Below are 16,115 nucleotides of genomic sequence, written 5' to 3'. Positions count from 1 at the left end.
CGGTCGCGGCCGACTTGTCTGGTGAGGGGGTAGGACCGCCCGCCGGCCGAACACACCGCGCCCGCCTGGCCGACTTGCAGGACGTGCCCCCGTCACGAGCCTCACCGGCGCCCCCCGCCCCCGTCGCCCCGCCCGCCGTCGGAAGGAATGAGCCGTGTCATCAGACGCCGGCCCCTCATCAGCCAGCGAGCGCCTCGCCGCGCTCGCCCTGGCCTACTACGCCACCGACCCCCGCGTAGAGGGCGGCTATAGCCGCCTCCTCGGCCGCGAGACTTACGAGCTGGACCGCATCGCCGTCGCGCGTGTCCTGGCGCCTCTCTTCTTCGGCCGCTACTACGTCGAGGAGGACCCAACCACCTACGCGGAAACCGTCGTCCGCCTCCGGCGTGGTGATCTGACCACGGCCGAGCCGGTGCGCGCCCCGGAAGTGCGCGCCCTCATCTGCACGGTCCTCGCCAACCTCCCCGATCCTCCGGCCGACGCCTCGCGCCTCCTCCGGCACGCCGTCGAGGACACCCGCGCCCTCGCTCGCCTGGGCTTCGGCAAGCGCCCGCGTCTGGCGTTCTGGGTACGCGACGTCCTAGACGAAATCGTCGCGTGCATCGACGACGAGCCCCGGCCGGAGACGCCCTACGTTGTCGAGTGGCGCAAGCCGCGGAAGCCGGCGACGCCCCCTCCCGACAAGGTCGACGAGGCCGCCCGCAAGGCCGCCGAGCGCGACGCCCAGGCCGACGCCAGCGCCCGGCGTTTCCTCGGCGCCCTCGCCCCTGGACGGCATGAGGTCCCCGCCGTCTGGACCGCCTACGCCGCAGCGACGCCCGAGGGCGACCGCCTCGGCAAGCACGCCTTTATGGCCCTCGCCCGCCACCTCCTCGGCGAGCCTCGGAAGATCCGAGGCGCCCGGCTCTGGGTAGTGCCCGAGCCTGCCGTCCTCGCCGAGGTCACCGAGCGCGTCGCGCGCCTCGCGTGGGCCGATCAACGCGTGATCCTCGCGCGCTTCCTCGTCCAGCAACGCACCGCGAGAAAGGCCGCAACATGAACGAAGAGGAATCCACGGCGTTTGCCGAGGCCGTCCTAGACCGCGTCGCCGAGCTGGCATATGAAGAGTTGAGGCCCCACCTCAATCGTTGGGCCGTCGCGCTCCAGTCGGACCGCTCGACGACGACGGCGCCCAGGCCCTCGGCGACCCCCTCGGGCGTTGCCTCGCTCGACGCCCGGCGCCGCCGACGCACCGCCTAACACCGCACACCCCACGCACGGCCCGCCTACCGGCGCCCCCCGGTACGCGGGCCGTACGTGTAAACGCCCTCCTCGGCCCTGGGCGGGACCGAGGAGGTAGAGCGCACACCGTCTCCTTTCCGGCCGACGCGCTCCCCGAGGGAACGCCCTACGCCGGGGGTCCCGCGTACGGCGTCCCCTCGGGTCGCCCGCCCCCTCACCGCCACTCTCACGCCGCCCCGATTGCCGAGCCGTACCCGTGACTACCCCCGAGCCGTACGCCGCCGTGTGGCAGGCCCTACGGCATTACCGCTATTGGTGCCGAGGCACCCGCCCCGGCGGCCGGCGTTGCCGCAAGCCAACCCGCAATGTCGCCCGGGACGAGGCCGGCCGCCTCGTTCCGTTCTGCCTCCGGCACGTTCCCAGGAAGGCCGCCTAGATGTCTCGCCCACTCCCGCCCGTCCCTGCCATGACCGACGACGAGCGCGTCGCCCTGGCCGTCGTCCTCGCGCGCCTCTGCGCCGAGGCTGTCGGCGACTGGAGACACAAGCGCGCCGGCCTCCTGGCCGAGCTTTCCGACCGCCTCCCCGCGTCTCACTCCGCGACCACCGGCACCGAGGACGAGGCCGCCGTCGCCGCCCGTTCCGTGAGCGACCTCCTGGAGCCGCACGGCATCCACGTCCTCACCGGCCAGCACGACCGCCGCGTCCGTATCCGCCTCATCCCGACCGACTGACCGACCCCATAAGGAGCCCGCCCAACCATGAGAACGTATGGCGATTTCGTCGACCTGGACGCCACCCTGCCCGCCGCCGTCCTGGCCGATCCCCGATGCCCGTCGCCCGTCCGTGACGCGGTCCGCGCTTTCGACGACGCCCAGGACGCCACCCGCGCAGCGCTCGCCAAGGTCGACGAGATCAACGACGCCGCCGCCGGCAACCGCTCCGCGATCGCCGCTGCGATCCGTGAGGGCAAGAAGCCGCCGGCCCCGATCCCGGCCGAGCACACCGAGGCGCGTATCGCCCACGCGCGCCAGGAGGTCAAGGCGTGCCACCGTCGCGCCCTGGCCGCCGCCCAGGTCGCCGAGCAGAGCATCCCCGCCCACCGCGCCGAGTTGCGCCCCCTCATCCTCGCGCCGCTCACCGAGCTGGCCGCCAAGGCCGAGCGGGCCGCCCAGGAGGCCGCCGACGCCTACGGCCAGGCACGGCGCCTCATGTCGACGGCCGCCGACCTGGACGTCGCCGCCGCGTACGGGGAGCCGGACGAGGATCGGCGCCGCGCCCTGGCCGCGATCGTGAGTGACCACTACTCCAAGATTGCCCGGCGGGACGCGATCACCCACGACGGCCTGAACACGAGGATTGACAAGGCTTTCGCCGACGTCCGCACCGCGACCGCCGGTATCCCGGTAGGCGCCTACACCGTCGACCCCCTCGCCGCGCCGGACAACGAGCACGCCGGCCGCCTCGTCGCCGAGGCCGAGGCCCGCGCGGCCCGATTCGCCATGCCCGGCGACGAGCCCATCAAGGTCGGTCGGTAGCCGTGCCCGAGGTCAACCACCGCACCGAGCGCGTCGGCCAGGCCGTCGCCGAGGCCGCCGAGGTCGCCCGCCGTCGCGAGGCCGAGGAGCGCCTCACGCGTGACGACGTCGTCGCCGAGGCCCTCGCGCACTACGGCCTATCCCCGGCGCTCGCCCAGTACGTCGAGGCCCAGACGCCAACGGCGATCCGCCGCGAGGTCGCACACCTCGTCCTCGCCCAGTCGACCATGGCCGCCGCGGAGGCCGGCGCCGCCCGCGACGCCCAGGCCGCCGACGACTGACGCCCGACCCGACCCCGACGCCGGCCCGGCCCCGCCACCCCTCGGCGAGGTCGGGCCGGTTGCCGTGGTGGGCCGCGACGTCGAGTGAGGCAACGCAACCGCGCGGCCGTCACTCACAGTGCGTGAGGGGTGGGGAGGGACCCCCCTCCCGACCCCCTCCTCACCGAAGCGGCATAGCACCTCGCCCTCCGTACGGGCATAGAGGTCGCGGCCGAAGACCTACGCCACCGGCTCGAACAACTCCCGGAACTGGTCGTCGTTCATGACCGTCAAGGACTTGCCGATCTTGACGAGCCACTGTCCAAGCTCGACGGAAAAGTCCGCGCCACCGTTGTAGGCGCGGAAGTACCCCTTCTTGTAGTTGTCGTAGCTGGCATTCGGATGCGCGCTCTTCACGAGAGCCACGAGAGCCTCGTACGCATCCTCGGTGTACTGCACGGCCTCGGCCGGCTTCCGCAACTGATACATGCCTGCCTCTCGACGCGCCGCCACTTGGGCAGCGCCGGTTGATCAACTAGTGATCGACAACGATAACGGTCGGGGGAGACAATTCACCCTGAATGAGAGCCCCATGATCTCCAGCAGCACCCACCGAACGGCGCCGCCGGCCGCCGTCGCCGGCTCGCCGACCCGCCGCCGATGCCACTCCACCCGCTCCCTGGGCCTCCGCGTCGTCCCGCTCTGGCCGGCGCTCCTCCCCACCGACGACGCCCAGCGCGTCGGCGCCCTGGCCGAGCGTCTACGCCTGGCCTGCGAGGACGCCGGCCGCGAGGCCCTCCTCTGGGAACTACGCCAGGCCATCTACGGCGCCGTCCGCAACCGCGCGAGGGCGCCGGAGGAGCGCCGCGCCCTTATCGCCTGGACGCGCTACACCCTCGCGGACGCCGAGCCCGCCTGGCTCGCGCACGCCGCCGCGCACGGTTGGTCCCGCCCCGGCGCCTAACCACCCTCACGCCCCCGACTGGCACCCCGCCGGTCAGGGGCTTTCGGTGTTTACACGCCCGCCCCGTCGGGCTCATCCGGAGCCGCCGTCCGAGCCTTGACTGGATCGCCGCTAACGCGGCCATCCTGGGCCTGCCGCCGTTGACGCCGAACGTTGACGATCGCGGATACCCCCACGGTGATCGCCCCAACACCACCGAGCGGTGACAACCACCGTTCGACGGGATCTGCGATTAGGAGGTCGCCGAAGAATGGGAAGGTTAGCGCGCCTACTCCCATCGCGATTAGGGCGATACCCAGGAAGTAGAGGCCCACATGGTTTCGCACTACGAGGCCAAGCGCCCCAAGTGCCATACCGATCGAGACGAGGACGACGACGGCTGAGGCGACAATCAGGTAAGGCGACCTGGGAAGAAGACCGCCGACCACAGCCGCGATGTACACCACCGCCGCCGCTACTAGGTTCGCGATCACGTTGACCCCAACGTCCCTGGCGAATTTCGCGACGGCCGAAGGCGGCTGATCATGCCCGGCCGAGGGAGGCTTCCGCCTCACCGGCGTGCCCCGGTGCTGCCGCTCGTACAGAAACAAGACCACGCCGAGGGCCACGACCGACACACTTCCGGCCAACGTGACCCCGGCCAGTTCCCAACCGCCCACGCCGCGACAGTAGCGAGCCAGAGCACCCGTACCGCTACGGTGGCGGCATGGCGCTATCGGAACGCCCCCGGTGCGGACGCTCGCTCACCGTGGACGGGCGCGTTGTGAAGGACGCCGTCCTCGTCAAAGGTCGCGTGGTCGTGGTCGCGCGAGAGCCCGTGCCGCTGGACCGCGACACGCTGCAAGGCTGGGATCGCGCCTGCCTGAACGCCGAGACCGCGCGCGTCAACGACGACCTACGAGAGGCCGCCAGGGCCGCGCGTGAGGCCGTCGTGGCCGAGGCCGAGGCGCTCGTCGCGGAGGACAAGGACAGCCAGGAGCCGTAGCCCCAGCGTCGGTCCCTCGGCGTAATCTCAGGCCCCATGAGCGCCCACGAAGGAGATGACCCGACGCCGCCCCGCTGGCCCGCCGACCTTATCGACGCCCTCGCCGCCTGGGTCGCCGACGAACTGGGCGAGCCGCACCCCGTACGCCGCCCGGCCTGTCGGCCCTTCCCCGGCCGGCGTCGCCGACCCTGACCGCCCCGGCGACCCGCAGCCGTCGTCCGGCTCACCCGCTGCCCCGGTCCCCGGGCCACCCTCAGCGAGGCCATGGCAGGCTGGACGGCATGACCGCATCCCGCGTCCGCGCGCCCGAACTACGGGGCCGCGCCTGGCTGAACACTGGCGGACGAAACCTGACATTGCGGGACCTAGGAGGTCGCTGCGTCATCCTAGATTTCTGGACGTTCTGCTGCATCAACTGCCTGCACGTGCTCGACGAGCTGCGCCCGCTCGAAGAGAAGTACGGCGACGTCCTGGTCGTGATCGGCGTGCACTCGCCGAAGTTCGAGCACGAGAAGGACCCGGCGGCGCTGGCCGCGGCCGTCGAGCGGTACGGCGTGCACCACCCGGTGCTCGACGACGCCGAGATGGACATGTGGCAGCAGTACGCGGCCAAGGCGTGGCCGACGCTCGCCGTGGTGGACCCCGAGGGGTACGTGGTCGCCACCATGGCCGGCGAGGGGCACGCCGAAGGGCTCGCCCGGCTGATCGACGAGCTGATCGCCGGCCACGAGGCGAAGGGCACGCTGCACCGGGGCGAGGGCCCGTACGTGCCGCCGGCCGAGCCGGACACCGTCCTGCGGTTCCCCGGCAAGGCGCTGCCGCTCGACGGCGGGAACCTGCTGGTCAGCGACTCGGCCCGGCACTCTCTGGTCGAGCTGGCCGCCGACGGCGAGACGGTGGTCCGCCGCATCGGCGCCGGTTCCCGGGGCCGGACGGACGGCCCGGCCTCCGCCGCCACGTTCGCCGAGCCGCAGGGGCTCTGCCTGCTGCCGCCGCACGTGGCCGAGGTGGCCGGTTACGACGTGGTCGTCGCGGACACGGTCAACCACCTGCTGCGCGGCGTGCGGCTGTCCTCCGGCGAGGTGGTCACCGTGGCCGGCACCGGGCGGCAGTGGCGTTCGACGGTCGACGACCACGCGCACGACGCCCGCGCGGTCGACCTGTCCTCCCCCTGGGACGTGGCCTGGTACGACGACCGGGTGGTCGTGGCGATGGCCGGCATCCACCAGCTCTGGTGGTTCGACCCGATCAAGCGGACCACCGGCATGTACGCCGGGACGACTGTCGAGGCGCTGCGCGACGGCCCGCTGCCGGACGTGTGGATGGCCCAGCCGTCCGGGTTGTCCGTCTCGGCCGACGGCGCCCGCCTCTGGGTCGCCGACAGCGAGACCAGCGCGGTCCGCTGGGTCGAGAGCGATGAGATGCACACCGCCGTCGGTCAGGGCCTGTTCGACTTCGGGCACGTCGACGGCCCGGCCGACCAGGCGTTGCTCCAGCACCCGCTGGGCGTGTGCGCGCTGCCCGACGGCTCGGTGCTGATCGCCGACACGTACAACGGTGCGGTGCGCCGCTTCGACCCGGAGACCGGGCAGGTGGGCACCGTGGCGGACGGGCTGGCCGAGCCGAGCGACCTGGTGCTCACCGGTGAGGGCGACGTCCTGGTGGTCGAGTCGGCCGCGCACCGGCTGACCCGGCTGGCGCCGGGCGCGCTGACGTCGGCCGGGGCGAACACGGTGGACGGCCCCCGGCACCGGCTGGAGCGCAAGCCCACCGACGTGGCGGCCGGTGAGCTGACGCTCGACGTGATCTTCACGCCGGCGCCGGGGCAGAAGCTCGACGAGACATACGGGCCGTCGACCCGGCTCGTAGTCTCGGCGTCCCCGCCGGAGCTGCTGGTCGAGGGCGCGGGCACGACCACCGACCTGTCCCGCAAGCTGGTGGTCAGCGGCGACGTGGCGCAGGGGGTGCTCCAGGTGACCGCCCAGGCGGCGACCTGCGACGCCGACGTGGAGCACGCGGCCTGCCACCTGACCCGGCAGGACTGGGGCGTCCCGGTGCGGGTGGTCAGCGGCGGCACGACCCGCGTGCCGCTGGTCCTGCGCGGCATGGACGAGTCCTGACCGTCCCGTTCAGGCGAACGGGGTGGGGGTCACCCCGGCGTCGATGAGCGCGGCGCGGACCAGTTCCGCGCAGCGCACCGCGCCGGGGCTGTCGCCGTGCAGGCAGATCGACTCGACCGGGGCGGGGACGACCGTCCCGTCCACGGCGACCAGCGTGCGCTCGACGGCCATCCGTACCGCCCGGACGGCCACCTGCTCCGGGTCGGTCACCAGCGCGTCCGGTGAGCTGCGCGGCACCAGCGTGCCGTTGGGCAGGTAGTTGCGGTCGGCGAAGCCCTCGGCCACCACCCGCAGGCCGGCACCGGCCGCGAGCTGGGCCAGCACGGTGCCGGGCTGGCAGAGCACCGGCAGCTCGTGGTCGTACCCGCTGATCGCCGCCACCAGCGCGGCGGCCTGCGATTCGTCGCGGGCCGCCGCGTGGTAGAGCGCGCCGTGGGGTTTGAGGTAGCGGACCCGGGTGCGGTACAGGCGGCAGAAGGCGTCGAGCGCCCCGAGCTGGTAGATCGTCTCGTCGCGCAGCTCGGCGAAGTCGTACGCGATGTGCCGCCGGCCGAAGCCGGCGAGGTCGCGGTAGCCGACCTGCGCGCCCACCGCGACGCCGCGTTCGGCGGCGCCGGCGCAGACCCGGTGCATGGTGGTCGCGTCACCGGCGTGGAAGCCGCAGGCGACGTTCGCGGAGCTGATCAGGTCGAGCAGCGCGTGGTCGTCGCCCAGCCGCCAGCTTCCGAATCCCTCGCCCAGGTCAGCGTTGAGGTCCATGAAACGTCACCGTAGTGCCTGGCCGGGCCTGGGCGAGCGGGGTCACGTCGTCCACCACCCCGATGACCGGGTACCCGCCGGTGGTCGGGTGGTCGGCCAGGAAGACGAGCGGTTGGCCTGACGGCGGCACCTGCACCGCGCCGAGCACCAGGCCCTCGCTGGGCAGTTCGCCGGCGACCGCGCGGGGCAGGGCGGCGCCGGCCAGCCGCGCGCCGACCCGGTTGCTGTCCGGGCTCACCGTGTACGCGTCGCGGCACAGCAGCTCCAGCGCCTCGGGGGTGAACCAGTCCTGCCGAGGGCCGGGGCGCACGGTGAGCCGCAGTTCGTCCGGGAGCGGCCCGGTGACGGCGAGGTCGACGGGTGCGGGTGGACCGGCCGGGGTGCCGAGGGGCAGCCGGTCCCCGTCGCGCAGCGGCGGCGGCCCCAGGCCGGAGAGCGTGTCGGTGGCGCGGCTGCCGAGCACCGGCTCGACCGCGATCCCGCCGCTGACGGCCAGCCAGGTGCGCACCCCGGCGCTGGCCGGTCCGACGCGCAGCACCGCCCCGGCGGGCAGCGCGAGCGGCCGTCCCATGTCCCCCGGGCGCCGCCGTGCGGCTCCGGCCGGCCACTCGACGACCACGTCGGCCGGGGCCCCGGTGAGGGCGACAGCCACCGCCCGGGTGACGCGCAGCGTGCAGCCGGTCAGGGTGATCTCCAGCCCGGCGGCGTGCTCGTCGTTGCCGACGAGCCGGTTGGCCAGGCGCAGGGCGGCCGGGTCGAGCGCGCCGGAGCGGGGTACGCCGAGGTGCGCCCACCCGGGCCGGCCCTGGTCCTGGACGGTGGTGAGCGCGCCGGCCCGCAGCACCTCGATCACGGTGCGTCGGCCAGCCGGACGCGGGTGCCCGGGGTGAGCCGGGCCGGCGGGTCGGCGTGCACGTCGAACAGCGGCAGGTCGGTGCGGCCGACGAGCAGCCAGCCGCCCGGTGACGCGGCGGGGTAGATGCCCGCGTACGGGCCGGCGAGCGCGACCGAGCCGGCCGGCACCCGGGTACGCGGCGTGGCGAGCCGGGGCACGGCCAGGTCGGGCGGCAGCCCGGTCAGGTACGCGAACCCGGGCGCGAACCCGCAGAACGCGACCCGGAACTCGGTGCGCCGCAGCCGGTCGACGACTGCGGGCACGTCCACCTGCCAGTGGTCAGCGACGCGTGGGAGGTCCTCGCCGTCGTACACGACCGGCACCCGGACCTCGGCGGTGGCCGCGCCGGAGGCGGCGGTCCGGGGCCGCCAGCCGGTGATCCGGGCGGCGGCCGCCTCGGGGTCCGGTACGCCGTCGAGCAGCACGGTGACCGCGCCGGGGACGATCTCGGTGGCGGTCAGCTCGCCGGCCTCGCGGCGGTGCCACAGCTCGGCCTGCCACGCCTGCGCCTGCTCCGCGTCGTCGCAGTCGAGGAGCAGGGCGTACGCCCCGGCCGGCCGGATCCGCATCCGGTCATCCTCCCGTCGGCTGACGTGACGGTCCACACTACTTGCAAGTAACCTACGCCGTCGTAACCTATTGAGGTGACGACCTCCGCACCGTTCCGGCTCCGGCCGGCCGACATCGGGAAGCCGCGCATGCGCGGCTGGCTGCACGCGTACGCGTTCTTCGCCGCTCTCGTCTGCGGCATCGTGCTGTGTTCGATCGCCGCCGGCCGCCCCGGCTGGGCGCCACTGGTGAGCTGCCTGATCTACAGCTTCACCGTGTGCGGGCTGTTCGGCACCAGCGCGCTCTACCACCGGCGGGTCTGGTCCGAACGCGGCTACCAGATCATGCGCCGGATGGACCACTCGATGATCTTCGTGTTCATCGCCGGCACCTACACACCGTTCTGCGCGCTGCTGCTGGACAACCGGCAGGCCACGATCATGCTGAGCCTGGTCTGGGGCGGCGCGATCGCGGGCGTGGCGGTGAAGCTGATCTGGCCGCACGCGCCGCGCTGGGTCTCCGCCCCGCTCTACCTGGCGCTCGGCTGGGTGGCGGTGGCCATGCTGCCGCAGATCCTGCACGCCGGTGGCGTCACCGCGCTGGTGCTGCTGGCCGTGGGCGGCGCGATCTACAGCGTGGGCGCGGTGTTCTACGCGCTGCGCCGGCCGAACCCGTGGCCCACCGTCTTCGGGCACCACGAGTTCTTCCACGCCTGCACGCTCGTCGCCGCGATCTGCCACCACATCGCGATCTACTTCGCGTTGTTCGCCTGAGCCGGACCGCGCCGCGCCGGCACCGCACCTCGGGCCGGACCGGGCCGCGCCGGACTCCGGACATGCGCGAGGGCCCCGCGCCGTTGCGGGGCCCTCGGGTTCTCAGGGGTCAGGCCGGGTAGCCCGAGCCCGGGCGGCGCACCTCGCGGTACTCCTCGCGCACGACGCGGTCGTCACGCACCGGCACCACCGGCTCGGCGACAACCTGCTCGCGTACCGGGGCGGCCACGACCCGGCGGCGGCTGTTCCAGAAGTACAGCGTGGTGAGCAGGCCGGCGACGCCGGCGAGCATGAGCACCCAGCCCACCACGTTGAGGTTCAGCCATCCCAGATTGGCGTCGATGGCGAACGCGAAGATCGCGCCGAGCGCGATGAGGAAGATGCTGGCACCGATGCCCATGACGTCGCCTCCTTGGCGTCCTGCTGGCGTTTCCTGCCCGCCGCGGCCATGGATGAGGTAGCGGCACACATCGACATACCCAGGCGCTTTGATCGTCAATCAGGCAAGCTGGGCGGTATGACGGACGGCAGGAACGGGCAGCGGACGCTGGTGCTGCTGCGGCACGCCAAGGCCGAGCAGTCCGGTGACCTCCCGGACGCGGAACGGTCGCTCACCGCGCGGGGGCACGCCGACGCCGCCACCGCGGGCGCCTGGCTGGCCCGGCACGCGCTGCTCCCCGACGTGGTCCTCTGCTCGCCCGCCCGGCGCACCCGGCAGACCTGGCACGACGTGGCGATGGGCATGAGCGGTTCCCCGCCGGAGGGCGGCCCGGCGGGCTCGGCTCCCGCGGTGCGATACGAGCCGACCGCGTACGACGCGCTTCCGGATCAGCTGCTGGAGCTGCTGTGGACGGTCGAGCCGACCGCCGGGACGGTGCTGCTCGTCGCGCACAACCCGGGGATCTCTCTGCTGTCGGCGTTGCTCGATCCGCAGCGGGCCGACCCGGACGGGCTACGGACCACCGATCTGGTGGTGCACCGGCCGACGACCCGCTGGGCCGACCTCGCGCCGGGAAACGCGCCGATCACCGGCCGCCACACCGCCCGCGCCTGAGCGGACCGCTCAGGCCCGGCTGTCGTAGGTCGCCCGGTTGGCGAGCACGTCGTCCATGTGCGTCTCGGCCCAGGTCTTCAGGCCCCGGATCATCTCGTGCAGGGAGAACCCGAGGTCGGTCAGCTCGTAGGTGACAGTCACCGGCACCGTCGGCTCCACGGTGCGGGTGATCATTCCGTCGCGCTCCAGGGCGCGCAGCGTCTGGGTGAGCATCTTCTGGCTGACCCCGGGCAGCGTGCGGAACAGCTCGGAGTATCGCCTCGGTCGCGGCTCGCCGGCGCAGTCCGCTCCGAACCGGTGCGAGCCGTCGCTGCGCAACGCGGCCAGCACCAACGTGACCCACTTGTCGGTGATCCGGTCGAGCAGTTGCCGGCTGGGGCACTGCGCCAGGAACGCGTCGTACTCGGCCTTGCTCATGCTCTGCTCCTGCCACGCCGGTGAGCTACGCACTTTGAGGTGCCTACTTCCCCCCGGAAAGTTACACGCCGATAGTGGAGGCCGGGCGCTGTGATCCGGCGGCGCCCGTGACGGACGACGAGAGCCAAGAGGTACACGCATGGCCCGCACCACCCTTCCCGGCGGCAACTGGACGCTGGGCGACCTGACCGTCACCCGGTTCGGCTACGGCGCGATGCAGCTCGCCGGCCCCTGGGTCATGGGACCGCCCGCCGACCACGACGGCGCCCTGGCGGTGCTGCGCGAGGCGGTCGCGCTCGGCATCACCCACATCGACACCAGTGCGGCGTACGGGCCGTTCGTCACCAACCGGCTGATCCGGGAGGCGCTGCACCCGTACCCGGATTCGCTGCACGTCGTCACCAAGGTCGGCGCGGACCGGGACGAGCAGGGCGGCTGGCCCACCGCACGGGATCCGGAGAGCCTGCGCCGGCAGGTCCGGGAGAACCTGGAGACGCTCGGCGTGGACGCGCTCGGCCTGGTGAACCTGCGGCTGGGCGACGCCACGGGCCCGCAGCCCGGATCGCTCGCCGAGGCGCTGGACACGCTCGCCACGCTCCAGCAGGAGGGTCTGATCCGCCACCTGGGCCTGAGCAACGTGACGCCGGAACAGGTGGCCGAGGCGCGGTCGATCGCGCCGATCGTCTGCGTGCAGAACCTGTACAACCTGGCCCACCGCCAGGACGACGACCTGATCGACGAGCTGGCCCGGCAGGGCGTCGCCTACGTGCCGTTCTTCCCGCTCGGCGGGTTCACCCCGTTGCAGTCCTCGGCGTTGTCGGCGGTGGCCGAACGCCTGGGGGCGACGCCGATGGGCGTCGCCCTGGCCTGGCTGCTGCGGCGCTCGCCGAACATCCTGCTGATCCCCGGCACCAAGTCCGTCGCGCACCTGCGCGAGAACGTCGCCGGAGCCGGGCTGGCCCTCTCCGGCGACGACCTCGCCGAGCTGGACCGGATCGGCCGTTGAGACGCGGCGTCAGGACGGCGGGGCTGTCGGCGGCGGCGGGTCGGGCGGCGGCGGCATCATCGCGGTCGGATGCGAGAGCCGGTTCTCCTCCACGATGAGCGTGCGGGCCCGCTTGCGGCGGTCCTGCCAGAACCACAGCGTGGTCAGCAGGACGCCCAGCCCGGCCAGGATGAACACCCAGCCGACCGCGCGCAGGTCGATCCACCAGACGTTGGCCCGGATGGCGAAGGTCATGATCGCGCCGAGCGCGATGAGAAAGATGGCGCTACCAATGCCCATGTGCGCTGCACTCCCCCGTGCGATGGCCTTGGGCGTACTCCGGTCGTGGTCCGCGACGGTTACCCGCCACCGGGCCGCCTATCCACCCGGGCACACGCACGACGACGGCCGGCGGGCTGCTGCCCGCCGGCCGTCGTCATGAGGGGGAGAGTGACGTTTCAGGGGTGAAAGCCCCCGGAAGGGCTCAGAAAACCTCCTCCGGGAGGTCCATGATCTCCAGGTCGGTGCCCTCGATGATCCGGCGGTCGGCGCCGATGCGGGGCAGCACCTCGCGGGCGAAGAACCGGGCCGCGGCGACCTTGCCGGTGTAGAAGGACTTGTCGGCCGCCGAGACCTCGCCGGCCAGCGCCTTCAGCGCCACGTCCGCCTGCTTCTGCAGCAGCCAGCCGACCACCAGGTCGCCGATCGCCAGCAGGAACCGGCGGCTGCTCAGGCCCACCTTGTAGAGCGCGCGGGTGTCGCCGCCCTGGGCCTCGCCCAGCCAGCCGGTCATCACGCCGAGGATGTTCTGGATCTCGGCGAGCGCCTTGCCGAGCGCCTGACGCTCCTCCTTGAGCTGGCCGTTGCCGGCCTCGGAGGCGATGTGCTCCTGGATCTCGGCGGCGACCGCCATCAGGGCCTTGCCGTTGTCCCGGACGATCTTCCGGAAGATCAGGTCGAGGCTCTGGATCGCGGTGGTGCCCTCGTACAGGGTGTCGATCTTGGCGTCCCGGACGTACTGCTCCAGCGGGTAGTCCTGGAGGAAGCCGGAACCGCCGTAGGTCTGGAGCGCCTCGTGACCGAGCAGCTCGTACGCCCGCTCCGAGCCGACGCCCTTGACCAGCGGCAGGAGCAGGTCGTTGACCCGCTTCGCCAGCTTGGTGGCCTTCTCGTCACCGGCCGCCTCGGCGATCGTGACCTTGTCCTGCCAGGTCGCGGTGTAGCAGACCAGCGCGCGCAGGCCCTCGGCGTACGACTTCTGCAGCAGCAGCGAGCGGCGCACGTCCGGGTGGTTGGTGATGGTCACCCGCGGGGCGGTCTTGTCGGCCATCTGGGTCAGGTCCGCGCCCTGCACCCGGTTCTTGGCGTACTCCAGCGCGTTCAGGTAGCCGGTGGAGAGCGTGGCGATCGCCTTGGTGCCGACGAGCATCCGGGCGTACTCGATGATCATGAACATCTGGCGGATGCCGTCGTGCTTCTCGCCCAGCAGCCAGCCCTTGGCCGGTACGCCGTGCTCGCCGAAGGTCACCTCGCAGGTGTTCGAGACCTTCAGGCCCATCTTGTGCTCGACGTTCGTCGCGTAGACGCCGTTGCGCTCGCCCAGCTCGCCGGTCTCGGCGTCGAAGTGGTACTTCGGCACGACGAACAGCGACAGGCCCTTGGTGCCCGGGCCGCCGACGCCCTCGACGCCGACCGGACGGGCCAGCACGTAGTGGACGATGTTGTCGCTCAGGTCGTGCTCACCGGAGGTGATGAAGCGCTTCACGCCCTCGATGTGCCACGAGCCGTCCGGCTGCTGGATCGCGCGGGTACGGCCGGCGCCCACGTCCGAGCCGGCGTCCGGCTCGGTGAGGACCATGGTCGAGCCCCACTGCTTGTCGATGAACAGCCGGGCCCACTTCTTCTGCTCCTCGGTGCCCTCGACGTGCAGCACGTGGGCGAAGGACGGGCCGGAGGCGTACATCCAGATCGGAGCGTTGGCGCCGAGCACCAGCTCGGCGAGCGACCACCAGAGGGCGCGCGGGGCGTTGGTGCCGCCCAGGGACTCCGGCAGGTCCAGGCGCCAGAACTCGGAGTCCATGAACGCCTTGTACGACTTCTTGAACGACTCCGGCAGCGGCGCGGTGAACGTCGCCGGGTCGAAGACCGGCGGATTACGGTCGCTGTCCGAGTAGCTGGCGGCCAGATCCTCGCGGGCGAGGCGGTCGACCTCGCCGAGGAAGCTGCGGGCGGTGTCGACGTCCAGGTCCGTGAACGGCGCCTGGCCGAGCGTCCGGTCCGCCCCGAATACCTCGAACAGGTTGAACTCGAGGTCCCGCACATTGCTCTTGTAGTGGGTCATGCTCGCTGGCCCCGCTTCCGGACAGGTGTTACCGATCAGTAACTCCAGACTGTATTACTCGCCGGTAGGCAACGACAAGCGGATCTCGGAAGTGACAGCGATTACACACTTCCCGTTCATCCGTCGGCGGCCCCGACCTCCCAGCTCGGGACCGGGGATGCGGTGGTGCTGCGCGGGCCGACGTACTCCATCAGGACCAGCGCGATGTCGTCGTCGAGCCGGCCGTGCACCCACTCGACCAGGGCGGTCTCCAGCGAGGCCAGCCCGTCCGCGACGGTGCCGTGGCCGAGCAGCCGCCAGGCGCGGTCGGCGGTGGGGAAGAACTCGCCGTCCCGGCGCGCCTCGCCCAGCCCGTCGGTGAACAGCAGCAGCCGGTCACCCGGTTCCAGCCGCTCCACCCGAGGGCGGACCACTGGCATGAAGCCGAGCGGCGGCGCGGGCGCGGGCGGCTCCAGCGGGATCACCGCGCCCCGGCGCAGCAGCAGCGGCGGCGGGTGCCCGCAGTTGACGATGGTGAGCGTGCCGCCGCGCTCCTCGACCAGGGCCGCGGTGACGAAGTCCTCGTCGCCGACGTTGCGGGCCACCGCGCGGTCCAGGTCGGTCACCACCGCGCGCAGGTCGGCCCGCTCGTACGCGACGTGCCGGTAGGAGCCGAGCACGATGCTGGCCAGGCGGACCGCGTCCAGCCCCTTGCCCCGTACGTCGCCGATGATCATGCGCACGCCGTACGGGGTGTCCATCACCTCGTACAGGTCGCCGCCGATCTCCGCCGTGGCGGTGGACGAGATGTACCGGGCGGCCACCGCGAGCGTGCCGACCTGCGGGCCGAGCGGCCGCAGCACCGCCTGCTGGGCGACCGAGGCGAGCCGGGACAGCTCCGCGATCCGGTCCGCCTGGCGCTGGCGTATCGCCGCCGTGGCGGCCGCGATCGCGGTGGCCGCCCCGACAGCCGTCACGTTGACGACGGTCACCAGCGGGCTACCCCGTTCGGCGACGGCGAAGCCGACACCGATGGCGGTGGCCAGGCCGCCGACCACGAGCACCACCCGCCAGGACGCCAGCGCCGCCGCGAGGAACGGCGCGACGACCATCAGCGCGAGGTAGTGCGCCGGACGGCCGTCCGCCAGCTCCACGGCGACCACGATCGCGAGCAGCGCGAGGGCCGCGCCGAGGCCGGCGCGGGATCCGGGACTCAGCGGGCCTCGGCCCGGCTGGAAGGGTTGCGTGCGTACATCGGACAGCATGCCTGATGGAC

The 16,115-nt window shown here is 72.6% G+C and carries 20 protein-coding genes; 10 read left to right on the top strand and 10 right to left on the bottom strand.

The features are described 5' to 3' along the window. Nucleotides 1–154 precede the first annotated feature (154 nt). From M8C11_RS18835 to M8C11_RS18820, 4 genes are all read left to right on the top strand, one after another. A complete protein-coding gene (locus tag M8C11_RS18835) occupies nt 155–1,039 on the top strand; it encodes a hypothetical protein (protein ID WP_252451522.1) in 885 nt (294 codons plus the stop codon). A 648-nt stretch (nt 1,040–1,687) separates the two neighbouring features. Next, complete coding sequence (locus M8C11_RS18830; protein ID WP_252451520.1) at nt 1,688–1,954, top strand: hypothetical protein; 267 nt, start codon at nt 1,688–1,690, stop codon at nt 1,952–1,954. 27 nt (nt 1,955–1,981) lie between these two features. Further along, the gene (locus M8C11_RS18825) at nt 1,982–2,758 is read left to right on the top strand and encodes a hypothetical protein (RefSeq protein ID WP_252451518.1); all 777 of its coding nucleotides are present in this window, start codon (nt 1,982–1,984) and stop codon (nt 2,756–2,758) included. A gap of 2 nt (nt 2,759–2,760) precedes the next feature. Continuing rightward, a complete protein-coding gene (locus M8C11_RS18820; protein WP_252451516.1) occupies nt 2,761–3,039 on the top strand; it encodes a hypothetical protein in 279 nt (92 codons plus the stop codon). Nucleotides 3,040–3,258: 219 nt separating this feature from the next. On the opposite strand, the gene M8C11_RS18815 is transcribed toward M8C11_RS18820, so the two are convergent. Beyond that, nucleotides 3,259–3,507 carry a hypothetical protein gene (locus M8C11_RS18815; RefSeq protein ID WP_252451514.1) on the bottom strand — a complete coding sequence of 83 codons (249 nt, stop codon included), beginning with the start codon at nt 3,505–3,507 and terminating at the stop codon, nt 3,259–3,261. Between the two features lie 103 nt (nt 3,508–3,610). On the opposite strand from M8C11_RS18815, the gene M8C11_RS18810 reads away from it, so the two are divergent. Continuing rightward, entirely contained in the window at nt 3,611–3,982 is a 372-nt protein-coding gene (locus M8C11_RS18810; protein ID WP_252451511.1) for a hypothetical protein, read from the top strand. Nucleotides 3,983–4,032: 50 nt separating this feature from the next. On the opposite strand, the gene M8C11_RS18805 is transcribed toward M8C11_RS18810, so the two are convergent. Beyond that, nucleotides 4,033–4,641 (bottom strand): hypothetical protein, encoded by a 609-nt coding sequence (locus M8C11_RS18805; protein WP_252451508.1) that lies wholly within the window; start codon nt 4,639–4,641, stop codon nt 4,033–4,035. A gap of 47 nt (nt 4,642–4,688) precedes the next feature. Between M8C11_RS18805 and M8C11_RS18800 the strand changes: the two genes are divergently transcribed. Next, nucleotides 4,689–4,967 (top strand): hypothetical protein, encoded by a 279-nt coding sequence (locus M8C11_RS18800; RefSeq protein ID WP_252451506.1) that lies wholly within the window; start codon nt 4,689–4,691, stop codon nt 4,965–4,967. A gap of 281 nt (nt 4,968–5,248) precedes the next feature. Beyond that, entirely contained in the window at nt 5,249–7,087 is a 1,839-nt protein-coding gene (locus M8C11_RS18795) for an NHL domain-containing thioredoxin family protein (RefSeq protein WP_252451504.1), read from the top strand. A gap of 9 nt (nt 7,088–7,096) precedes the next feature. Here the strand turns inward: M8C11_RS18795 and M8C11_RS18790 are convergent, their stop codons facing one another. From M8C11_RS18790 to M8C11_RS18780, 3 genes are read right to left on the bottom strand one after another with little or no spacing between them, the layout of a single operon-like run. Next, the gene (locus tag M8C11_RS18790; RefSeq protein ID WP_252451501.1) at nt 7,097–7,846 is read right to left on the bottom strand and encodes a LamB/YcsF family protein; all 750 of its coding nucleotides are present in this window, start codon (nt 7,844–7,846) and stop codon (nt 7,097–7,099) included. Continuing rightward, entirely contained in the window at nt 7,830–8,699 is an 870-nt protein-coding gene (locus M8C11_RS18785; RefSeq protein ID WP_252451498.1) for a biotin-dependent carboxyltransferase family protein, read from the bottom strand. The genes M8C11_RS18790 and M8C11_RS18785 overlap by 17 nt, the downstream gene beginning before the upstream one ends. Further along, nucleotides 8,696–9,310 carry an allophanate hydrolase subunit 1 gene (locus M8C11_RS18780; protein ID WP_252451495.1) on the bottom strand — a complete coding sequence of 205 codons (615 nt, stop codon included), beginning with the start codon at nt 9,308–9,310 and terminating at the stop codon, nt 8,696–8,698. The genes M8C11_RS18785 and M8C11_RS18780 overlap by 4 nt, the downstream gene beginning before the upstream one ends. A gap of 75 nt (nt 9,311–9,385) precedes the next feature. Between M8C11_RS18780 and M8C11_RS18775 the strand changes: the two genes are divergently transcribed. Next, nucleotides 9,386–10,063, top strand: a complete 678-nt coding sequence (locus M8C11_RS18775; protein ID WP_120572395.1) for a hemolysin III family protein — start codon at nt 9,386–9,388, stop codon at nt 10,061–10,063. 109 nt (nt 10,064–10,172) lie between these two features. On the opposite strand, the gene M8C11_RS18770 is transcribed toward M8C11_RS18775, so the two are convergent. Further along, nucleotides 10,173–10,463 carry a DUF6458 family protein gene (locus M8C11_RS18770; RefSeq protein ID WP_120572396.1) on the bottom strand — a complete coding sequence of 97 codons (291 nt, stop codon included), beginning with the start codon at nt 10,461–10,463 and terminating at the stop codon, nt 10,173–10,175. 117 nt (nt 10,464–10,580) lie between these two features. Here M8C11_RS18770 and M8C11_RS18765 point away from each other — a divergent pair, with 117 nt between their 5' ends. Next, the gene (locus M8C11_RS18765; RefSeq protein WP_252451492.1) at nt 10,581–11,117 is read left to right on the top strand and encodes a histidine phosphatase family protein; all 537 of its coding nucleotides are present in this window, start codon (nt 10,581–10,583) and stop codon (nt 11,115–11,117) included. A 9-nt stretch (nt 11,118–11,126) separates the two neighbouring features. On the opposite strand, the gene M8C11_RS18760 is transcribed toward M8C11_RS18765, so the two are convergent. Next, nucleotides 11,127–11,534: a helix-turn-helix domain-containing protein gene (locus M8C11_RS18760; protein WP_252451489.1), complete on the bottom strand. Its 408-nt coding sequence runs from the start codon at nt 11,532–11,534 to the stop codon at nt 11,127–11,129. A gap of 139 nt (nt 11,535–11,673) precedes the next feature. Between M8C11_RS18760 and M8C11_RS18755 the strand changes: the two genes are divergently transcribed. After that, nucleotides 11,674–12,540, top strand: coding sequence for an aldo/keto reductase family oxidoreductase (locus tag M8C11_RS18755; protein WP_252451486.1), 867 nt, complete (start codon nt 11,674–11,676; stop codon nt 12,538–12,540). 9 nt (nt 12,541–12,549) lie between these two features. On the opposite strand, the gene M8C11_RS18750 is transcribed toward M8C11_RS18755, so the two are convergent. The 3 genes from M8C11_RS18750 to M8C11_RS18740 form a co-directional block, all read right to left on the bottom strand. Continuing rightward, nucleotides 12,550–12,819, bottom strand: a complete 270-nt coding sequence (locus tag M8C11_RS18750) for a DUF6458 family protein (protein WP_013283345.1) — start codon at nt 12,817–12,819, stop codon at nt 12,550–12,552. 184 nt (nt 12,820–13,003) lie between these two features. Further along, nucleotides 13,004–14,860 carry an acyl-CoA dehydrogenase gene (locus M8C11_RS18745; RefSeq protein ID WP_120572400.1) on the bottom strand — a complete coding sequence of 619 codons (1,857 nt, stop codon included), beginning with the start codon at nt 14,858–14,860 and terminating at the stop codon, nt 13,004–13,006. 116 nt (nt 14,861–14,976) lie between these two features. Further along, nucleotides 14,977–16,104, bottom strand: coding sequence for a PP2C family protein-serine/threonine phosphatase (locus M8C11_RS18740; RefSeq protein WP_120572401.1), 1,128 nt, complete (start codon nt 16,102–16,104; stop codon nt 14,977–14,979). Nucleotides 16,105–16,115 lie beyond the last annotated feature (11 nt).

It is taken from the genome of Micromonospora sp. CPM1, assembly GCF_023896895.1.
Classification (GTDB): Bacteria; Actinomycetota; Actinomycetes; order Mycobacteriales; family Micromonosporaceae; genus Micromonospora; species Micromonospora tulbaghiae.
The sequence above is the reverse complement of the archived record's forward strand: the minus strand, read 5'-3'. Positions and strand labels throughout refer to the sequence as shown.